This window comes from Streptomyces sp. R33, assembly GCF_041200175.1.
GTDB classification, from domain to species: Bacteria; Actinomycetota; Actinomycetes; order Streptomycetales; family Streptomycetaceae; genus Streptomyces; species Streptomyces katrae_B.
Genome location: NZ_CP165727.1, coordinates 547,856 through 567,438, shown reverse-complemented (window position 1 = coordinate 567,438; position 19,583 = coordinate 547,856). Strand labels below are relative to the sequence as shown.

19 protein-coding genes and 1 pseudogene are annotated in these 19,583 nt (G+C 71.1%); 9 read left to right on the top strand and 11 right to left on the bottom strand.

The window, feature by feature from the left end:
• Window positions 1–39 precede the first annotated feature (39 nt).
• A complete protein-coding gene (locus tag AB5J51_RS02930) occupies window positions 40–621 on the bottom strand; it encodes a DUF2231 domain-containing protein (protein WP_053787701.1) in 582 nt (193 codons plus the stop codon).
• 131 nt (window positions 622–752) lie between these two features.
• Window positions 753–2,513, bottom strand: a complete 1,761-nt coding sequence (locus AB5J51_RS02925) for a SpoIIE family protein phosphatase (RefSeq protein WP_369776697.1) — start codon at window positions 2,511–2,513, stop codon at window positions 753–755.
• Window positions 2,514–3,041: 528 nt separating this feature from the next.
• Here AB5J51_RS02925 and AB5J51_RS02920 point away from each other — a divergent pair.
• Window positions 3,042–4,012 (top strand): annotated as a pseudogene (locus tag AB5J51_RS02920) (phytoene desaturase family protein); the annotation flags it as partial.
• Between the two features lie 46 nt (window positions 4,013–4,058).
• On the opposite strand, the gene AB5J51_RS02915 reads toward AB5J51_RS02920, so the two are convergent.
• A complete protein-coding gene (locus tag AB5J51_RS02915; protein ID WP_369776696.1) occupies window positions 4,059–5,183 on the bottom strand; it encodes a glutamate--cysteine ligase in 1,125 nt (374 codons plus the stop codon).
• Window positions 5,184–5,417: 234 nt separating this feature from the next.
• The gene (locus AB5J51_RS02910) at window positions 5,418–5,591 is read right to left on the bottom strand and encodes a CsbD family protein (protein ID WP_078987478.1); all 174 of its coding nucleotides are present in this window, start codon (window positions 5,589–5,591) and stop codon (window positions 5,418–5,420) included.
• A gap of 459 nt (window positions 5,592–6,050) precedes the next feature.
• Between AB5J51_RS02910 and AB5J51_RS02905 the strand changes: the two genes are divergently transcribed.
• From AB5J51_RS02905 to AB5J51_RS02895, 3 genes are all read left to right on the top strand, one after another.
• Complete coding sequence (locus AB5J51_RS02905; RefSeq protein WP_369776695.1) at window positions 6,051–7,589, top strand: flavin-containing monooxygenase; 1,539 nt, start codon at window positions 6,051–6,053, stop codon at window positions 7,587–7,589.
• A 633-nt stretch (window positions 7,590–8,222) separates the two neighbouring features.
• Window positions 8,223–8,447, top strand: coding sequence for a hypothetical protein (locus tag AB5J51_RS02900; protein WP_053787698.1), 225 nt, complete (start codon window positions 8,223–8,225; stop codon window positions 8,445–8,447).
• Between the two features lie 194 nt (window positions 8,448–8,641).
• Entirely contained in the window at window positions 8,642–9,085 is a 444-nt protein-coding gene (locus AB5J51_RS02895) for a hypothetical protein (RefSeq protein ID WP_053787693.1), read from the top strand.
• Window positions 9,086–9,203: 118 nt separating this feature from the next.
• Here AB5J51_RS02895 and AB5J51_RS02890 read toward each other — a convergent pair whose 3' ends face one another.
• Together AB5J51_RS02890 and AB5J51_RS02885 are read right to left on the bottom strand one after the other, a co-directional pair.
• A complete protein-coding gene (locus tag AB5J51_RS02890; protein WP_369776694.1) occupies window positions 9,204–11,438 on the bottom strand; it encodes a catalase in 2,235 nt (744 codons plus the stop codon).
• Window positions 11,439–11,495: 57 nt separating this feature from the next.
• The gene (locus AB5J51_RS02885) at window positions 11,496–12,119 is read right to left on the bottom strand and encodes a flavodoxin family protein (RefSeq protein WP_136226261.1); all 624 of its coding nucleotides are present in this window, start codon (window positions 12,117–12,119) and stop codon (window positions 11,496–11,498) included.
• Window positions 12,120–12,279: 160 nt separating this feature from the next.
• Here AB5J51_RS02885 and AB5J51_RS02880 point away from each other — a divergent pair, with 160 nt between their 5' ends.
• The 5 genes from AB5J51_RS02880 to AB5J51_RS02860 all read left to right on the top strand — a co-directional run bounded on the left by AB5J51_RS02880 (window position 12,280) and on the right by AB5J51_RS02860 (window position 15,118).
• Window positions 12,280–13,275, top strand: coding sequence for a magnesium and cobalt transport protein CorA (locus AB5J51_RS02880; RefSeq protein WP_369776693.1), 996 nt, complete (start codon window positions 12,280–12,282; stop codon window positions 13,273–13,275).
• A 472-nt stretch (window positions 13,276–13,747) separates the two neighbouring features.
• On the top strand, window positions 13,748–14,161 hold the full coding sequence (locus AB5J51_RS02875) for a phage holin family protein (RefSeq protein ID WP_053787688.1): 414 nt from the start codon (window positions 13,748–13,750) through the stop codon (window positions 14,159–14,161).
• On the top strand, window positions 14,158–14,535 hold the full coding sequence (locus tag AB5J51_RS02870; protein ID WP_369776692.1) for a DUF3618 domain-containing protein: 378 nt from the start codon (window positions 14,158–14,160) through the stop codon (window positions 14,533–14,535). Before AB5J51_RS02875 ends, AB5J51_RS02870 begins: the two co-directional genes overlap by 4 nt.
• Window positions 14,532–14,690, top strand: a complete 159-nt coding sequence (locus AB5J51_RS02865) for a hypothetical protein (RefSeq protein ID WP_159047219.1) — start codon at window positions 14,532–14,534, stop codon at window positions 14,688–14,690. Before AB5J51_RS02870 ends, AB5J51_RS02865 begins: the two co-directional genes overlap by 4 nt.
• Before the next feature lie 272 nt (window positions 14,691–14,962).
• Window positions 14,963–15,118, top strand: a complete 156-nt coding sequence (locus AB5J51_RS02860) for a hypothetical protein (protein WP_369776690.1) — start codon at window positions 14,963–14,965, stop codon at window positions 15,116–15,118.
• A 76-nt stretch (window positions 15,119–15,194) separates the two neighbouring features.
• Here AB5J51_RS02860 and AB5J51_RS02855 read toward each other — a convergent pair whose 3' ends face one another.
• The 5 genes from AB5J51_RS02855 to AB5J51_RS02835 form a co-directional block, all read right to left on the bottom strand.
• A complete protein-coding gene (locus AB5J51_RS02855) occupies window positions 15,195–15,650 on the bottom strand; it encodes a GNAT family N-acetyltransferase (protein WP_053787686.1) in 456 nt (151 codons plus the stop codon).
• A 172-nt stretch (window positions 15,651–15,822) separates the two neighbouring features.
• Window positions 15,823–16,479, bottom strand: coding sequence for an ATP/GTP-binding protein (locus AB5J51_RS02850; protein ID WP_369776688.1), 657 nt, complete (start codon window positions 16,477–16,479; stop codon window positions 15,823–15,825).
• Complete coding sequence (locus AB5J51_RS02845) at window positions 16,466–16,840, bottom strand: DUF742 domain-containing protein (protein WP_136226264.1); 375 nt, start codon at window positions 16,838–16,840, stop codon at window positions 16,466–16,468. Before AB5J51_RS02845 ends, AB5J51_RS02850 begins: the two co-directional genes overlap by 14 nt.
• The gene (locus AB5J51_RS02840) at window positions 16,840–17,256 is read right to left on the bottom strand and encodes a roadblock/LC7 domain-containing protein (RefSeq protein WP_053787683.1); all 417 of its coding nucleotides are present in this window, start codon (window positions 17,254–17,256) and stop codon (window positions 16,840–16,842) included. Before AB5J51_RS02840 ends, AB5J51_RS02845 begins: the two co-directional genes overlap by 1 nt.
• A complete protein-coding gene (locus tag AB5J51_RS02835; protein ID WP_369776687.1) occupies window positions 17,253–19,523 on the bottom strand; it encodes a nitrate- and nitrite sensing domain-containing protein in 2,271 nt (756 codons plus the stop codon). The genes AB5J51_RS02840 and AB5J51_RS02835 overlap by 4 nt, the downstream gene beginning before the upstream one ends.
• Window positions 19,524–19,583 lie beyond the last annotated feature (60 nt).

Here is a 19,583-nt window from a genome sequence, read left to right as displayed (position 1 = left end):
CCCGTCCGGATGCCGGCCACGGTGGACAGCGTTACGGCACTAGGTTGCGGGATGTGCTCCGACGGCCTGCCGATAGGCCACGTGCCCGCCCAGCGCACCGGAGACGGCGACTGCCGTCAGCCCGCCCCATGACCACATCCTGCCCTTCGTCGAGCGGCCGCGGAGCCGAGCCGTCAAGGACGTGGCGTAGCAGGCCACCGCAGCCACGTTGGAGACCGCGTGCGCCAGCCCGACCCGGGCCTGCTCGGGCGGCAGGTCCGCCCAGTCCACCCAGCCGGCGACCGCTGCCGGGGCGACCCCGGCCAGCCCGACGGCGGTGAGGGTCGTTGCCGCGCGCTGTGCACCCGGTACGACGTCCAGTACCGCGGCCGACAGCCAGCAGCCGATCGGTACCTGCACCAGCACGGGATGCACAGGGTGGCCCAGCGGCCTCCCGCGCAACAGATCACGCATCCCGCCCAGGGGGAGCGAGCGGATTCCGCGCTGGAGAAGCCCGATCACCGGATCGGCCACCGTCGTGCGTTCGAGCCGGTCGAGGGCCTTCAGCCAGCATGCGGATGCGGTGTCGAGTGCCGCGGGGTGTCCGGCCGTCGTCGGGGTATCGAGGGTGTGTGCGTCCATACATGACGCCTACCCGGCATTCGGCCGCCATCCCGGCACGGCCTCGACTGCACCCGAACGGCCTGCCTGCCAACGGGGGAGTCGCGGTTGTGTGCGTGGACGCGTCGGAGAAGGTCACACTGGTTGCGCCGTTACGGAACGCGTAGTGCCAGCACGACCACGTCGTCTCCAGGACCCGGGTCCGTCGGCCGGCTGCTGATCAGGCGGAGGAGTTCGGCCGGCGGACTGTCACCGTGGCGGGTGAACAGGGCGACGAGGTGTGCGATGGAGGCGTCGATGTCGTCGCCGCGGCGTTCGATGAGCCCGTCGGTGTAGAGCAACAGCGTGGAGCCCGCGGGTAGGTTGCGCCGGTGCTCGGTGCGGTGGAACGGCCCGAGGGCGGGGTGGAGGAGGACGTCGTGCTCCACCAGGGCGGTCACGCGGCCGTCGGGAGTACGGAGCAGTGGCGGCGGGTGGCCGGCGTTGGACCAGGTCAGCGTCCATCCGGCGCCGGCGCCGGCGAGTTCGAGGCGCGCGTGGACCAGTGTGCCGCCGGCGTCGATGGGCAGGACCGAGCACGCTGCATCGAGGGCGGTCAGAGCAGTGGCGGGGCTGTACGGGGGGTGGTCGAGGGTGGCCTGCCGCAGCATGCTGCGGATCTGGCCCATCACGGCTGCGGCCTGCATGTCGTGGCCGGTGATGTCGCCCACCGTGACCATGAGCGCTCCCGGCGCACCGCCGGGTGAGGCGGGCGGCAGGTGATAGGCGTCGTACCAGTCCCCACCGATCATGTCGCCGTCCGCGGACGGCTGGTACACGGCGCTGATCTCTACGTCGTCGGCGACGGGAAGGTCGGTGAGCAGCGCCTCCTGGAGCTGGCGGGCGACGGAAATCCGCTCGTCGAGGTACAGGGCCCGTTCCACCGCCTGCGCGATGTAACCGGAGGCGGCGGTGAGCGTGGCGCGCTCCGTGATGCCCACCTCGTGCTGCTTGGCCCAGCAGATCGCGAGGACCCCCAGCAGGGTGCGGCTGCCCCAGAGCGGCAGGCAGAGCACCGTGGTGAAGCCCATGCGGTCGGAGAAGCGGACCGCCTCGGGGCCGTAGTCGGCCACGAGCGCCTCGCGGTCGGGTACGAAGACCGCCCGCCGTTCCCGCATGGCCCGGGTGCTCGGAAACGCCGCGCTCATCGGCAGGGAGAGGACCTCGCGTTCCACCGAGTGCACGACGTCCGGGTCGGGAACCCGGTGGAGTGCGTCTTCGTCGGCGACGAGCAGACCGACGTACGAGGGCTTCCCTGCGCCGACGAACAGGTCCCGCAGCCGTCGTCGGACGTCCTCCAGCCCCGAAGTCCGGGCCAGCTCCTCCGACACCCTCAGCAGCAGCTCGGCATGGTCCAGTCCGGCCTGGGCCTCCTGCTCCAGGCGCTGCGCGTCGCTCCGGGCGCGCTCGGCGGCGGCCCTTGCGGTCTCCAGAACTTTCTGTGCGGACCTGCCGTGCGCGGACAGGATGCGCAGGCGCAGCTCGGCGGAGCAGGCCGCGGCCAGATCCTCCAGGTCGGACAGCTCGCCGTCACCCCAGTCACGGGGCTCGTGGGCGATGGCGCACAGGCAGCCCAGGACGAGCCCGTCGGCATCGGTCAGCGGCATTCCCGCACATGCGATGAGCCCGAGCTCCGCGATGGCCGGGGTGGTACGGAACCGGTCGTCGGCGCGGGTGTCGGGCACGGCCAGTGGCTGCCCGGAGGCCATCACGTGGCGGCAGAACGAAGGCGACGGCGGCAGCGTGCGGCTCTCCGCCCAGGGCTCCGGCAGACCGATCAGTCCGGGCAGGATCTGCCGGTCCTCCTCGACCAGGGAAACGAATGCGACCGGCACGCGGAGCAGCCGTGAAACCAGCCGGGCGAACCGATCCATCCCGGCATCCGCAGCTGCTGAGAGACCGGCCAGCCTCAAAGCCCGCCACTGTGCACTGCCCGGGTCCGCTCCGGGCACCCGGTCCTGCTTCGGCATCTGCCCTCCGGTCCCACCGTCCCGAAGCCCTCAACGGAATCGTAGGACAGGGGCATGGTACCGCCGGTCATCTGCCTCCCTTGGGGGCCGCCCCGGTCCGCGGCATCGATTTCGTGCAGGCAGCTCCGCCTCGGGACGGTGACCGGTTGACGGTGGGGGTGGGCCGCCGAAACCGCCCGCCGGTCGATCGGCAGGGCAGCCCCTACGGAAGGCGTCCCGCACGCAGGGAGGCCGTGTGCTCGCGGACCCGTTCGGGCGTCGGGTACGCATCGGTGTGCCCGAACTCCGGCGGTTGAGGGGGGCTGGGCGGAACCCTCCACAACCCCGGGACGGAAGCGCTGCTCCAACTCCGCCACCGGGGCATGCTGGCCCGCCTGGCCAGGATCGTGGAACAGGATCGCGCAGGCGCAGGCGCAGGCGCAGGGGCCAGCCTTGCCTGACGCAGTGGTGATCGGCGCCGGTCCCAACGGGCTGGTGGCCGCGAACCTGTTGGCGGACGCCGGATGGAGCGTGGAAGTCCTGGAGGCGCAGACGGAGCCCGGAGGCGCAGTCCGCAGCGACCGCGGCGTCCATCCCGACCACGTCTCGGACTTCTTCAGCGCCTTCTACCCCCTGGCCGCCGCCTCCCCGGTCCTCGCCCGCCTCGACCTCGCCGCCGAGGGCCTGCGCTGGAGTCACGCCCCGTCCGTGCTGGCCCACCCGCTGAAGGACGGCAGGTGCGCCGTACTGGAGCGCCGGGTGGAGGCGACCGCGGACGGACTGGAGGCGTTCGGGGCGGCCGACGGCGGTGCCTGGCGCAACGTGTACGGCGTATGGAGCCGCGTCGGTCCGGACATGGTCCGGGCCCTGTTCACCCCCTTCCCCCGGTCCGCTCCGGGCTGCGCCTGGCGGCCAAGCTCCGGGCCGCCGGCGGACTGCGGCTGGCACGGAACCTGGCCCTGCCGGTGCGCCGCTTGGGCGAGGAGGAGTTCGCGGGGGAGGGGGGACGGCTCCTGCTGGCCGGCAACGCCCTGTACGCCGACCTGGCCCCCGAGGCCGTCGGCAGCGGCGCCTTCGGCTGGCTGATGTCGATGCTCGGCCAGAGCCACGGATTCCCCGTCCCCGTCGGCGGGGCCGGCGCCCTGACCGCGGCGCTCGTGAGCCGCCTCCCGCGTCGCGGGGGCGTCCTGCGCTGCGGGGAGCGCGTCACGTCCGTCGTCGTACGGGGCGGCCGGGCGGTGGGCATAGAGACGGCCGGTGGTGACACCGTCCGCGCCCGCCGGGCCGTGCTCGCAGACACGTCGGCGTGGACCCGATTCGCCTCGCAGATCGCCCTGGGACAGGTCCCCGACGAACCGTTCGCCCTGTTCGGCCAAATGACCACGGCGGATCCCAGCCGTTCGCCCGTCGGCACGGTGTCGTCAGAGCAGCGTCGTCCGGCCGCGCCGGCCGGTGTTCCCGAGCCCGCGCTCAAGTGGGGGAGCCGCCGGTCGTGATGCGCGCGCAGTGGGTGACCACGGCGGCGAGGCTTCCCTGAGTACGCAAGAGCTCGCGCTGGATGCGCGCCCCGTTGCCCCGTTCCAGCAGACCGGCGATCCCTGCCTGAACCCGTTCTTCGTCTCCGTGCTCGAGCAGGGCTTCCCGGACATGGGCGTACAGGACCCGCACGGCTTCCGCCGCCGATGTCTCCTTCATGGTTTCGGGATGGAGAAGGGGTCCGTCCAGACCTGACCGGCCGGCCCGCCATGCCGCCAACCTGAGCAGGTTCGTGCCGATGCGGGCGGGGGGCTCGCCGTCGCGCCAGGCCCGGGCAGCGGTCTCTACGAGGGCGCGCACCAGGGCGGCGAGGAGCACGGGTGTCGATGCTTCGAGGCATACGTCCGCCACCCTGACCTCCACGGTGGGATAGGAGGCCGACAGCCGGGCATCGAAGTAGATCATTCCCTCGTCCTGCAGCACGCCGGTGCCGAGCATGGCGCGGACCTGCTCGTGGTAGCGGTCGGCGGACCCGAAGACGTCCACGGGGCCGGCCGAGGGCAGGCGGTTCCACACCCGGCTGCGGTAACTCGCGTACTTGCTGTCCTCTCCCTGCCAGAAGGGGGAGTTCGCGCTCATCGCGGTCAGCACGGGAAGCCAGGGACGGATCCTGTCCAGCACCGCGACGCCTTCCTCGTCCGACTCGACCGATACGTGGACGTGGCAGCCGCAGGTCAGCTGTTCCTGCGCAGTCAGGCCGAGCTGCCGGCCCAGCCACTCGTACCGTGTCCCCGCATTCAACGAGGGCCGGGCGGGCAGGGGCGAGGTGGCCATGGCCGCCACGAGCGCGCCGGCGGATGCGGCGTGCCGGCGGGCCTCGTCGCGGCAGCGGGTGATCTCACCCTGGAGTTCACCCATTTCTGTCACCGGCTTGGTTGCGAACTCCACCTGCTCCTTCTGTAGTTCTTTCTCGAAGGAGTGCCCCGGCGCGCCACCACCCTGTGGTTGCTGCCCGACTGACCGGTCCGCGGCCGCCAGTACGGCACCGGACACGGCCAGGGGCTCACCACTGCGGGCGTCCACCAGCAACAGCTCTTCTTCCACACCCACGCTTCGCATACCGCCGCCCGTCGTTCCCACGTTCAGGTGTCCCCGCGCCTGCCCACGACGCCACGCAGGTGGTGCGGAACACGTGGGGCCCGACCGGGGTGGCCTCCCCGGCGAGGCCCTGGGACTGGGTGCCTGCTTCCTCACGTGCCGAAGGCGTGCAGTGGCGAACGGGCCGTCGTTCGTGCGCCGTGCGCCGCGGCCCCGCGCGCGTGGGTCCGGGACCACGGCGACACCGTTGGCGGGTCAGCCCTTGAAAATGTCCTTCATCTTCTCCTTGGCCTGGCGAGCATCGCCCTTGGCCTTCTCGGCGCGCCCTTCAGCGGTCAGGCTTTCGTTGCCCACGGCACGGCCGGCCGTCTCCTTGAGCTTGCCCTTGGCCTGCTCGGCCTTGGCCCGGCTCTTCTGGTTCTTCGACACAGCTGATCACTCCTGAAGGATGGGGGCAAACCGTACGCCTTGCTTCTGACCGCGATTCCGGCTGCCAAACAAGCCGGACGGCCGGACGTCGAGTCGTACCCCCCACGTGCGTGTGCGCTACTACCGGGACCGCGGACGCGGCAGCAGCTCGAAGAGGACGAGCACAAGCCGTGCGGTCCGGCGTTGCAGGGCCAGGATCCGCCGACTGCCGCCCAGGTGGGCGGCACGCAGGTGCACGCAGCTGCACGGGCGGCAGGCACTGCTGGCGACTGCGGTCAGGCTTCGGCGAGCTCGAACACCGGGGCGCAGACCTCGGTCGGCAAGATCACTCATATGAGCCATGCGCACGCCGCACACCCCCGCGCGATGACGCAGACACCTAGCATCGGTCGCTCTGGGTGACTGTCGAGAACGGCCCGGCACTTGCCGGGACGCTCCCGATGCAGGGAGGGAGCAAGCGTGACCAGTGAAAGTTCCGGCGGCCGCCGCCAGGCGGAGGTGGTCGTCATCGGGGCCGGCCTCTCGGGTGTGGCCGCCGTGATCGCACTGCGCCGGGCCGGGATCGACGACGTCGTGGTGCTGGAGAAGTCCGACCGTCTCGGCGGGACCTGGCGCGACAACACCTACCCCGGATGCGGGTGCGACGTGCCCGCGATGCTGTACGAGTACTCCTTCGCCCCCCACCCCTGGAGCCGGTGCTTTGCCGGCCGGTCCGAAATCCTCGACTACCTCCGGACCACCGCGTCAACCCACCGGGTGGACGAGGCGATCCGTTACGGCGCGGAGGTGGTGGACGCGCGCTGGCAGCCGGAGGCCAGCCGCTGGAACCTGGAGACCACGGAGGGCGCCTACACGGCCCGCGCTGTCATCGTCGCCACCGGCCCATGGCACCGGCCCCGCCATCCCGACATCCCCGGCCTCGACACCTTCCCCGGCCCGGCCTTCCATTCCGCCCGCTGGAACCACGACGCCGACCTCACCGGTCGCCGCATCGCGGTGGTGGGCACCGGAGCGTCCGCCGTGCAGTTCCTGCCCGAGATCCAGCCGCGGGCCGCGCACGTCGACGTCTTCCAGAGCACTCCCCACTGGGTGCTCCCGAAACCCGACTACCCGCTCCCCGCCCGCCTGCACCGTTTCCTCGGACTCCACCCGACAGCCCGCCGCGCACTGCGTGGCCTGCACCACTGGACTCAGGAAGCCGTCGGCCTCCCCCTGCGCCACCCCCGCCTGCTGCGGCCCCTGGAAGCCGTGGCCCGCTTCCATCTGCGCACTTCCGTACCGGACCGTGCCCTGCGCCGGGCACTCACCCCCGACTACCGACTCGGGGCCCGCCGCCTGATCACGTCCGACGCCTACTATCCCGCCCTCGTCAGGCCCAACGTCCGGCTCCATCCCACCAGGGCAGCTGCCGTGGTGGGCTCCCACGTCATCGGCGCCGACGGCACCCGTACCCGCGCCGACGTCATCGTTCTGGCCACCGGCTACCACGTGGGCGAGGTCCCCCTGGCCAGCAGGCTGTACGGCATCGGCGGCACCACGCTCGCCCGGACGTGGGCCGACGACCGCCGCGCCTATCTGGGCACCAGCGTCAGCGGCTACCCCAACCTCTTCCTCCTCGTCGGCCCGAACCTGCTCACCGGCACCACCGCAGTACCCACCGTCCTCGAAGCCCAGCTCCGCTACGTCGCGACTGCCCTCACCCACTTGCGCACCAACGGGTACGCCGCGCTCGACGTCCTTCCCGAAGCTGAGGAATCCCATCAGCAGGCCCTGCACGAGGCACTGCGCACCACCGTCTACAGCCCCGCGAACGGATCCGGGTACTACTTCGGCCTCCCGGGTGTCAACACCTTCTGCTGGCCCTGGTCGACCGCCAGACTCGTCAAGCGTCTGCACGCCTTCTCCCCGGACGTCTACACCTGGACGCTGCCGGGGGTGCTGCCGGCACCGCGCGCCGCGCAGGACGGCCTGCCGGCGGCTCCGTTGGGCAGGCCGTAGTACGGGCCAGGGCGCCAGTGCGGGACGCACGGGCCGACGCCACCGCCCCGCCGGCCGAATGAGGGCCGTCCGCAGGCCGGGCATGGCCGGGACGGCCGCGGCAGATGAGGCGAGGCCTGGCGGCGTCGCCCAGTAACCGGCGCGGCGGCCGCGGTGGTGCCGGGCGCCCGCGCGGCAGCCGATCCCCATGCCGGAGCGCATGCTGTGCAGTGCGCCGGGCTGCTGCCGCGGGGGTCCGTTGCCCGGGGGCGGCGGTATGAGCGCCGTCGTCGGGGGTTGGCCGGAGGGGCCCGGGTTCCCGGCCGGGGAGAGGACCGGGTACCCGGGGCGTCCGGGTTCCGTACGGATCCGGGCGGCAGCCCGTCGTGCGGGCGGGCCGGCCGCTGACGCCGGGGAGGGTCGCCGTGCGGCTGAGGCCCGCTCCGGAAGGTCCCCACCCGCAGGTGGCACCTTCCGGCATCCACGCGTGTATCCCGGCTGCCTTCCCCCAAACGCTCTGCCGGCAGGCTTTCTGAGGAGACGTCACGAGCTGCGGAACTCTCGAGACGCGCGTACGGAGCCACAGCATCGGTGTTCGGCAGGCAGGGGTGAACCCCGGAGGCCGTACGGGCCGGCCCGCCGCATTCTGGTCGTATGACGGACCAGACGGAGATCGTTGTCCACCCCGTGTCGCCGCAAGGCGGGCGCAAGGTCACCGTGCACGCGCTCGGCGTGGACGCGGACCTCGGCCGGGCCTTCACGCCCGCAGACGTCTCGGAGTTCCTGCGCCGGGTCGGCCTGGAGGACGTGGACCTGTCCGAGGACGGGCCGATCCGGTGGGAGGGAGGCGGCCCCGAGGTGTGGACCAGCGGCATCTGACGCCTTCGGGCATCCGGTCACGAGCGGAGCGGCAGGGCCGCGCTGCCGGATGGAGACCATCCCAATGGCGGCGGCCCGCCAGGCGGCCGCCCCCGTGGTGGGCCGATTGCCGTATGGGGCGCAGCAGCCGCCGTCCTTGCTCCGCACGGCTCAACCGATCGCTCGGCGAAGCGCCTTTCGGGAAGAAGGGCACCATGGACAGCAATCGCGAGATGGACCCGGAGCACCAGGTGCCCGACGGCGTCGACGAGAAGACACTGCGTGCCCTGGGCGCGCTCTCGAAGGCGCTGGAGACGACGGAGCGGGCCCGCGGTCACCTCTACGGATTCCACCAGCTGACCGGGACCGCGGACTTCGAGCTCGGCGACGCCGTCCGGCTCCTGCGCGAGGCGGGCCACGAGGAGCAGGCCGCCCGGGTCGAGCGCGAGCTCGTGGGCCGCAACGTCATCCCGGATCATTGGACGTTCCAGATCATCGAGGCCTACAACTCCACCTACCACCAGCCCTTCGCCGCGATCGAACGCGCCATCGTCGAAGAGCTGGCCGGCGGGCGCGAGCACCTCCTGGAGGCCCGCCTCAAAACGATCCGTCGCACCCACCACCATCCGGACCACACCGCGAAGCCGCCCGCCTCCTGAAACGAAGGTCAGCCGGGGCGCTCCTGTTGCGAGGTGCGCTCCGACAGCCTGTCGATGGGCCACCTGTCCGCGCCGCGGCGGTGACGGCAGCCTCCCAGCGGACCGGATTCGGCGCAGGTCAGAGAGCTGCGGGGAACCGGTCCCAGGCCCGGTGCTCGCCCAGCGCCGTCGTGAGTGCTGTCAGGACCCCGGTTGCGGTGTCGGCGACGGCGATGCCGGGTTCGGCTGCTGTGATGCCGGCGGTTTCGAGGAGTCGCTCCGCGCCGTTCCAACCGCCGATGGCCTTGCCATGTCGGTACGCCTCGGTGAGGAGCAGCAGTACACGCGGGTCGGGGGCCTCCGGGGGCTGGGCCGTGCCCGCCTTGGCGTCGCGGGCACCGTACGCGTCCGCGCCTGCCTGGGGCGCTCCGGCCAGCAGGAGGGCGTCGAATTCGACGGATCGGGCGGTGGCGAAGGTTCGCTGAATGGTGATCGGGGGGTCGTCGCCGTCAAGGGTGCCGCCGGTCGGGGCGATGACGAGGGGCACTATACCGGCGTCCAGGGCGGCCTGCCGCGCGGTCCTCACGCCGTCCAGGTCGGCTGAGGCGTCGGCGACGATGCCGATCACGCGGCCGTCGGTCGGCCAGGTCCCGCCCATCTGGGAGAGGGCGGGGCTGGGTTCGACTGCGACGAGCGGGACGGTGGCGGCGGGGGCCGGCAGTCCGAGGCCCGCGGCGACCTGTTCGCACAGCTGCGGATCGATGTTCGCCAGCACCTTCAGGGTGCGTTCTTTGATCGCCTGTTCGTAGCACTCGTTCAGTTCGAAGGTGTAGGCGGCGATGATGTGCTCGCGCTCGGGCGGGGTCATGCTCAGCCAGAAGAGACGCGGCTGGGTGAAGTGGTCCGAGAACGAGGCCGGTGCCTCACGGACCTTCGTCGCCTCGGGAACGGTGACGGGTACTTCGATGAAGGCGGCCGTGTCGGCTCCGGCGAGGAAGGGGCAGCCGCCGTCGAGGCTGTTGGGCCGGTAGGGGGCGACGCCGGTGTGGACGGCGCTCTGGTGCATGCCGTCGCGCAGCATGTCGTTGACCGGGGCGTGCGGCCGGTTGATCGGGATCTGGCCGAAGTTCGGCCCGCCGAGTCGGCTGATCTGGGTGTCGAGGTAGGAGAAGAGCCGGCCGGCGAGCAGCGGGTCGTCGGTGACGTCGATGCCGGGGACCAGGTGGCCGGGGTGGAAGGCGACCTGCTCGGTCTCGGCGAAATAGTTCTTGGTGTTGGCGTTCAGGGTCATCAGCCCGATGGGCTGAACGGGTGAGAGCTCCTCCGGCACGATCTTGGTGGGGTCGAGGAGGTCGATGCCTTCGAAGGTCTGTTCCGGGGTGTCGGGGAAGACCTGGATGCCGAGTTCCCACTGGGGGAAGGCGCCGGCCTCGATGGCGTCGTAGAGGTCGCGGCGGTGGAAGTCGGGGTCCGTTCCGCTGATCATCTGTGCTTCCTCCCAGACCAGGGAGTGCACGCCGAGCTTCGGCTTCCAGTGGAACTTCACGAGCGTGCTCTCGTCGGCCGCGTTGACCAGCCGGAAGGTGTGTACTCCAAAGCCCTCCATCATCCGGAACGACCTCGGGATGCCCCGGTCGGACATGTTCCACAGGGTGTGGTGGGTGGCTTCGGTGTGCAGGGAAACGAAGTCCCAGAACGTGTCGTGCGCGCTCTGCGCCTGCGGGATCTCGCGGTCCGGGTGGGGCTTTCCTGCGTGGATGACGTCGGGGAACTTGACGGCGTCCTGGATGAAGAACACGGGGATGTTGTTGCCCACCAGGTCGAACGTACCTTCGTGGGTGTAGAACTTCGTCGCGAAGCCACGTGTGTCGCGCACGGTGTCTGCCGAGCCGCGTGAGCCGAGGACGGTGGAGAACCGGACGAACACGGGTGTCTCCACGTCCTTGGCGAGGAACGCGGCCTTCGACACCTCGCCGGCCGTTCCGTAGCCCTGGAAGACGCCGTGAGCGGCGGCACCACGCGCGTGGACGACCCGCTCCGGGATCCGCTCGTGGTCGAAATGCGTGATCTTCTCGCGCAGGTGGTGGTCCTGCAGCAGCACCGGGCCGCGTGCTCCGGCCTTCAAGGAGTGATCGGTGTCGGGCAGACGCGTGCCTTGGGCCGTGGTCAGGTGGGCGCCGCTCTGCGCCACGCGCGCCTGGTCCGCCCCCGTCGCCTGCCCGGTCGGACCCACCGTTTCGGGGCCGTCCTGGTCGGGCTTCGGGGGAAGGGGTTGCGCGGGCTCCGTCGGCTCGAGCAGAGGCGGTGACTTCGGGCCGGGCTTGCCCGGCAGCTCGTTCTTGGCGGTGTCGGGTGAGGACTGCTGCTTCGTCATGATCGTTCTCCTTGTCTCCGGTTCGGAAGGCGCTGTGCGGAGGGACGGAGCCGTAGCTCAGCTCGCCGGGTACGGCGCGGCCTTGAGGCGGCGGGCGAGGTGGGCGGTGTTCGCTGCGAGGGTGGCGGTCGTGGCCGCGGTCTTCTCGGGGGTCTTGTCGAGGTCCTGGTAGTCGGTGCCCTGCATGGCCTCGCCGACCCAGTAGGTGACGGCGTTCGGCGCGAGGGAGAACCCGACGTCGTTCAGGCCCTGGAAGAGGTCGGCGCTGACCTTGTGCGCGCCGTCCTCATTGCCCACGACACAGACTGCGGCGACCTTGCCGTAGGTGAGCATGCGGCCCTCGTCGTCGGTCTCGGAGATCTCCGCGTCCAGCCGCTCCAGGACCCGCTGGGCGATGCTGGACGGATGTCCGAGCCAGATCGGCGTCGAGAGGATCAGGATGTCGCAGCCCAGGATCGTGTCCCGGATCTCCGGCCAGGCGTCGCCATCGCCCACGGCGGTCTTCACACCGGGCTTCACGTCGTGGTCCGCGATCCGGATGGTCTTCCCGGTGACGCCGTGCTCGGCGAGGGCGGCCATGGTCTGCTCGGCCAGCAATTGGGAGCTCGACGGAGCGGGGGAGGGGGACAGGGTGCAGACGAGCGCGACAGCGCGAAGAGGGGTGTGATTGTTGGGGTCCATGGTGTCCGGCTACCCGCACACCTTGCTTTGATGTCGCACGCGATGCGATTCATCCCCTTTGGGTCGGTCGGCGAAGATGCGGAAGCCGCGGCAGCGTGCCCCTGCATCCTGGTGATGGACCGATGCGCATGGGATCGGAGTTCTGAAGCATGCGCGGCGTATGGAATGCGTGGTGTACGAGGAGCGGTCGGGCCGGTCGGAGACGGTCGAGTGCGGCCTTGACGACGAGGCCTGTCGACTGGTGCTGAAGCGGTTGCGCGGGCTGGGCGACGGCGAGTTCGGCTGGGTCCGTCTGGTCGACCCGGCCGAGGGCGAGCTTGTGCAGTTGGCCGAGGAGCTGGGCCTGCACCCCCTGGCCGTCGAGGACGCGGTTCAGGCGCGACAGCTGCCGAAGCGAGAGCGCATCGGCGACGTGCTGGCCGTTGCGCTGAAGACCCTCTGGTACGTCGAGGAGGAAGCGGCGGTGGAGACCGGCGAGTTGATGCTCTTCGTCGGGCCCCGCTACGTGCTCACCGTCCGGCACGGCGAGGTGGATCCGGCAGCTGACGCAGCCCGCAGGCTGGAAGCAGACCCGTCCACTCTGCGCTTCGGCCCCCTGTCGGTTCTGCACGCCGGGCTGGACGTCGTCGTCGATGCCTACGGCGAAGCCGCCGAGACCGTGCGCGCTGCGCTCGACCGGTTGGAGGACCGTGTCTTCTCGTCCTCCCGCGTCGACCACACCGAGGACATCTACTCCTTGAAACGAGAGGTCCGCGAGTTCCGGGACGCCGTACAGCCGCTGGTCCCCGTCCTGACCGGCCTGCTGAGCGGCCTGGCCGAGGAAGGGCGTCCGTCGAAGGTCCTGCCCTACTTCCGCGACGTGTCGGATCACCTCCACCGCACCGACACGGAGGTGCGGACGCTCGACGAACTGCTCAACTCGGTTCTCGATGCCCAGCAAGCCAGGGTGGGCACCTGGCAGAACGACGACATGCGGCGCATTTCCGCCTGGGCCGCGATCTTTGCGATCCCCACCATGGTGGCCGGCGTCTACGGAATGAACTTCGAGCACATGCCGGAGCTCGGCTGGAGCTACGGCTACCCGCTCGCCGTCGCCCTCATGGCGGTGGCGTCAGGCCTCCTCTACCGCTCGTTCCGCCGCAACGGCTGGCTCTAGGAAATCGGATCCGGGAGCCGCGCCCGCGGATGGGAACGTTCCGAGTGCCGACAACCAGCGGAACGCCGTGGCGGGCCCGAGCGAGCTGGTCGAGGAGCGGGCCCCGAACCATCCCTCGGAGCTGCCCGCACGCTCCTGGAGGGCGGTCCTGCGCGGCACGGCCGAATGGGCGATGTGGTCCGCCTCCGGGTACGTGGCCGCGTCGACATGTCTGAGGGGCCCCGTTGTGGCCCCCGCGACACCCGCGCCGGGAGCGACCAGTATGGAGGAGTGGGGGGCGTAAGGACCGCTGGGGCCGGCCGCGATTTGCGGCATCACGGCTTTCCGCCGTTGCGCGACAGTGATCACCGGCAGAGAGGGCGCACCGCGGCATGACGCCGGTGAGCGTCGGGCGCGGGCGTGGGTGCTCGGTCGTTTACCGGGTAGGCGCGCCACGACAACGGCGTGCGCATCGCAACAGGGGAGACTCCTCATGAGCACGATGGAGCGGCAGACCCACAGCACCGATGAATCCGTGAGCGTGCTGGTTTCTCGCGCTTCCCAGCAGATTTCGGAGCTGGTCCGCGACGAGATGCAGCTGGCTCGGGCAGAGATGACGCAGAAGGGGAAGCGCTTCGGGAAGGGCGGCGGCCTTGTCGGCGCGGCGGGCCTGATCGGAATCCTGGCAGCTCAGGCCCTGGTGGCAACCTGCATCGCAGCCCTCGCGCTGGTACTCCCGGTGTGGGCATCGGCCCTGATCGTCGCGGCGGTGCTGGCGGCGGTTGCCGCAGTGATTGCCGTGGCCGGGAAGAAGCAGATCGCTGAGGCCGGAGCCCCCGTTCCGGGGAAGACCATCGACAGCGTCAAGGCCGACCTGGCCGAGATCAAGGAGAAAGTGCAGCGATGACCAACGAACCTCGAACCGACAGCGGCACACCCACCCCCGACGAGCTGCGCGAGCAGATCGAGCGCACCCGTGACGAACTCGGGCAGACCGTCGAGGCGCTGGCGGGCAAGGCCGACGTCAGGGCACAGGTGAAGGAGAAGGCGGCCGGTGTCAGAGAGCAGGCCGCCGAGAAGACCGCGCTGGTCGCCGACCAGATCTGCGGGAAGACCCAGCACGCCGCGCAACTGGTGAAGGACACGACACCCGAGCCGCTCCTCGACAAGGCCGGCCACGTCGCGAGGACGGCACGCGCGAACCGTACGCCGCTGCTCGTGGCCGGCGCCGCTCTGGTCGTCGTCTTCCTGATGGTGCGGCGCAGCCGCGGACGACGATGAAGGCGTCCGAGATCGCCTACAAGCCCGTCCTGCTGGAGGACCGCCTGGCGACCTACCGCCGCGAGGCCTGGGACCAGGGGCTCAGTGCGCTGGACACGGGCGATGGCGCCGAGGAGGCGGCTCCCGCAGCGACTGGGGGCCGAGCAGCGGGGTAGGCGCGAGGCCTGAGGGAGAGCTGGCTCCGGCACCCCGGCCCGTTCGACGAAGGGCCCCTTCATGTCTTCCAGGGTGGCTGCACCGGTCTCCGGCGTGGATCGTGGACGGTCGACCCTGCCGCAGGGCAGGTGCGGTCTGACGGTGGGGGTGGAGGAGGAGTTCCATGGCCGGTTACGGCGATGTCGCCTACGGCTGGGCGATGGAGGACACCACCTGATTCTGCAAGCTGCTCGCAGACCCCGGCACCGGGCGCCTTCTCGGCGCCCACCTGATGGGCAGTGCCCTCAGGCCCCCACCCTCATCCAGCCCCTCGTCCTGGCAGCGACCCTGGGCATCGGACGCCATCACCCTCGGCAAGCCCCCGTACTGGATCCACCCCGCGCTCACCGAGGTCGTGGAGAACGCCCTCCTCGACCTCGGCCCGTGAGCCCGCCCGCCGAGGGCGGCCAGCGGTTGACCGAGCCCAGCCTGCCCGACCCGGCCGGCCCGGCGCGGATCGAGGGTCAGAGGCCGGGGGCCATGTCGTACGTGACCCACATCGTGCGGGTGGCCACCTGGTCGTACCTCGACCGCGCGCGGTGGTTGTCGTCCGCGGTGATCCAGCGGACCACGCTCCAGCCGTGCGCGGCCGCGAGCTCGCGCAGAGCGCCGAGCAGCTGGTCGCCGGCGCCGGATCCGCGGTGCTCGGGGGCCACGAACAGGTCGTCGAGGAAGCAGCCGACCGTCGCGGAGAGCGGTCGGGAGAACGGGCGGTAGTGGGCCAGGCCGACGAGCCGACCGGCGGAGTTCTCGGCGACCAGGGCGCTGACCTCATGGCCGGGGTCGAGCACCCAGGACCACACGGTGGCGGCCGCTTCCTCGGTCTGCTCCACCTTGTAGAAATCGGCGTAGCCGCGGTAGAGGGCGCGCCACTGGGCGAAGTCCTCGGCCCGCACGGCGCGCACGATGATGTCGGACATGTGACGGGGCTCCCGTGATCGAAGGAATGGGGGGGGAGGAGCATGGACGCTCCTGCTCAGGTCCAGGGAATCGATCATGCTGGAACCGGGTGGGGGAAGGCAGTTGCCGGGGCGGAGCAAAGCGGACCGCCGGAGCGCCATGGTGTACGGGTGGCCCGGTGGGCCGGGGCTGCTACGGCTGTGACAGGGAAGCACGAAGTGCGGACTCGTGCCTGTGCGGGCCCGGCGGCCGAGTGCTCGCCGCGGTCCGCGCCTGGGCGATGACGACGTCGAGGAGGTTCAGCAGGGCGCCGCGGGCGTCCGTACGGGAGCGGGCGTCGAGCAGGAGGACGGGCGTGGCCGGGTCGCGCAGGTGCAGTGCGGCGGCGATCTCCTCGGCGGTGTACGGCTGCTCGCCGTGGAAGCAGTTCGCGCCGACGACGAAAGGCAGTCCCCGGCTCTCGAAGAAGTCGATGGCGGGGAAGCCGCGGTCCAGGCGCCGCGTGTCGACGAGTACGAGTGCCCCGAGGGCCCCGTTCAGCAGGTCGTCCCACATGAACCAGAACCGCTCCTGGCCGGGTGTGCCGAACAGGTAGAGGACGACTCCGGCGTCGGCGAGGGTGATCCGGCCGAAGTCCATCGCGACGGTGGTCAGTGTCTTGGACTCGATGCCGTCGAGGTCGTCGACACCGACTCCCGCGCTCGTGAGGCGCTCCTCCGTGCGCAGCGGCTCGATCTCGGAGACCGCCTCGACCAGGGTCGTCTTGCCGACTCCGAATCCACCGGCAATGAGGATCTTGACGGGGGACGCTTCCTGGACGGGCGCATCGGAGGTGTCATATCCGGGCAAGGTTGTCCCTGATTTTCATGAGCAGGTGGACATTGGTGGTCTCGGCCCCCTCCAGAGGCGGCCGATGGCGGATGAGCCCGCGGTCCGCGAGTTCGCCGAGGAGGAGCGTCATCGGAGTGAGGCGCATGTGCATGCGCGCGGCGATCTCGGCGACCGCCAGCCCGCCCGACGGCGCGCACATGGCCAGGACGGCCCGCCATTCGGTGGGCAGGCCGCTGAGGGCCTCGTCCTCGGTGACCGCCGCCACGATCGTGGTGTCCATGGTGAGGACGGTCTGCGGAGCCGCGGCTGTACGTCCGTCGGTCAACGCGTACAGCCGGGTCCGGCGGAGGCTCCGGCCACGCTGCGGCTCGTCCGGCATTACGACGTCGACGCCGGTGTCGGCAGCGGGGTGCGCTCGGGGGTGCCCAGCCATTCGCCGAGCGCCTGGGCGGTGCGTACCGCCTCGCCTCCCAGCTCCCCGAGCCGTGCCTTGCGGGAGGTCACCACGATGAGGGTGCTGCCCTCACCGCACCCGACGATGCAGAGGTACCGGTCGTTCATCTCGACCAGCTGGCGGATGACCCCGCCGCCGCCGACCTCCCTCGATATCGCCTTCATCGTGGCGGCGATCCCGGAGGACGCGGCCGCGATGCGCTCCGCCTGGTCCCGCTCGAGCAGGTAGGCGCTGAGCTTGATCCCGTCGTTGGACAGGAGCACGGCTCCCTGGATGCCGGCGATCCTGCTCAGGTTGTTGTCCAGGACGCTGTAGATCATGTCGTTGGCTGTCGTGGTCATGGCTGATCCTGTCTGAGCTCTGCTTCCACTGTCCGGGTTCCTTCTTCGTAGTCCGCCCAGGCGTCGGCCACCTCTTCGGGTGTCGCCGCGTCCCGGCCGGCGTCCGGCTCCGGGGCGCGCGGCCCGCGGAGTTGCCGGGTGAGGTGGGTCTGCGGGACGCGCTCGGGCAGCGGCGGGCGCGCGCCGTCACCGGGTCCGGAGCGAGCGGGCAGCGCCTGCTCGGTTCGCAGCCGTACGGGCATGGGGGCGGCGGCTTGCCGGACCTCGGGGGCGGGTGCCCGTACGGCGGTGAGTACGGCGGCCGGCTCCGGATCCCGGTCGGTCGCCGGCCCGGGCTCCGCCGCAGGCACCGGCCCCCACTCGCCCTCCCGTTCGGTCGGCACGAGCAGCTCGCCCGGCAGGATCACCACGGCCGCCGTCCCCCCGTACACCGAGCGCCGCAGCGTGACCCGGGCCTGGAGCTGGTCGGCCAGGTGGCCCACCACGAAGAGGCCCAGCCGGTGCGCGTTCTCCGCGAGGACGGAGTACGGCGGCGCCGTGTGCAGTCGCCGGTTCATCTCCTCGTACCCGGCGGCCGCCACGCGCGGGCCGCGGTCCTCGATCTCGATCGACAGCCCGTCCGCGGCCAGTTCGGCGCGTACGACCACCTTGGACCGCGGCGGCGAGAACCGGGTCGCGTTGTCCAGCAGCTCGGCCAGCAGGTGGCTGATCTGACTGATCACGTGCGGCTGCACGCTGGCCTCGTCCAGCGCATGGCGTTCGATCCGCCGGAAGTCCTCGACCTCCGCGGCGGCTTCGCGCAGCAGGTCGGCGAGGCGCATGGGGTCGGTGTGCGGGTCCGGGATCTCGCCACCGGCGAGGATGAGGAGGTTCTCGATCTGGCGTCGCATTCCCACCGTCAACTGGTCGGACCGCATCAACTGGGCCAGGAGCGCTTCGTCGTGACCGAAGGCGTCCTGGATGTCCTCGGTCAGGCTCAGCTGGCGGCTGACGAGGTTTCCGGTGCGTGAGGCGATTCCCGAGGCGAACAGGCCGAACCCGTGCCGCTCGGCCGCGAGCTGCCGGTGTCCGTCGACGGACACGGCGACGACGCGGGCGAAGGCGTCGCTGATCCGCCCGACCTCGTCCTGGTGCCCGGCCACGGCCGGCAACGCCTCTGCGTCCACGGCCTGCCCGCGCTGGAGCCTGGCCACCACCTCGGGCAGCGTCTGCTCGGCGATGGCGACCGTACGGGTGTGCAGGCGGTTCAGCCTGCGCAGCACCGACCGCGTGGTGAGGACGACGACCCCGGTGACCAGCAGGAGGGTGCCGCCGCTGCCCCCGACCAGCCAGTACACCTCGGTCTCCAGCTCGGCGGCCTTCGCCTCGGCGTGCGCGAGCACGCTCCGCGACCGGTCCGCGTTGAGGGCGGCCAACTGCGGCGCGAACGCGTCGTGCGCGGCACGCCAGCTGCCGACATCGGCCGGCAGCTTCACTCCGGTCGCGGTGTCCTGGTGGTTGCTGACGACCGCATTCTCGATGCGGATCTTGGTGCGCCAGGCATCCGAGGCGGTGAGCTTGTCGTACGAAGCCTGTTCGGCGGGCGACAGGTACGGCACGATCCAGGTGTCGTACAGGTACCGGTGGGTGCCGAGGGCATCGAGCAAATCGGAGAAACCGGTTGCTGCCAGTTCCTTGGAAGGCCCGGCCAGCGCGAGGAGGGCGTCCTCGCGCGCGACCATCTCTCCCGCGGAGAACAGGGCCACGGCGGGCCTGCTCTCCTGGGCGAGTTCCGCGTCCTCCGCGTGGCCGAATTCATACTGGTACGCGCGGATGATGTCGTCGATCACGCCGGTGTAGTAGTCGACCACCTGTTCGGCGCTGCCGCTGTGGGCGTCCGCGCGCTTGCGGAACGCAGCGAGCTGGTCGAGCCGGGCGCCCACCTCGTCGAGGTGGCCGTCGCTCTGCCCGGAAGGCTGCGCAGCGCCGCTGCTGCTGCCGGAGACCTGCCTGACCTCCGCCGCTGCGCGGTCCGTTGCCGCCCGCTTCTCGCGGAGGTCGTCGTCGGCGACGGAGGTCCCCGCCCACCGCGCCGCCGTCATCGCACGCTCCGCCTGCAGCTGAGTCATGAGCCCGACCAGCGGTACGCCGATCCGCTCGCCGGCTTCCACGTCGGTGCGCAGGTGCTCGGACTGGGCCAGCAACCGCTGGGCGGTCACGGTCACCTGGGCAGCCATCGCCACGGTCGGGACGACGGCCAGGCAGACCAGCATCGTACGGAGGCGCACGGTGCGGCGGCGCCGAACGGTCGACGGCGGCGGGCTTGGTGGACCTTCGGGTTCCATCGG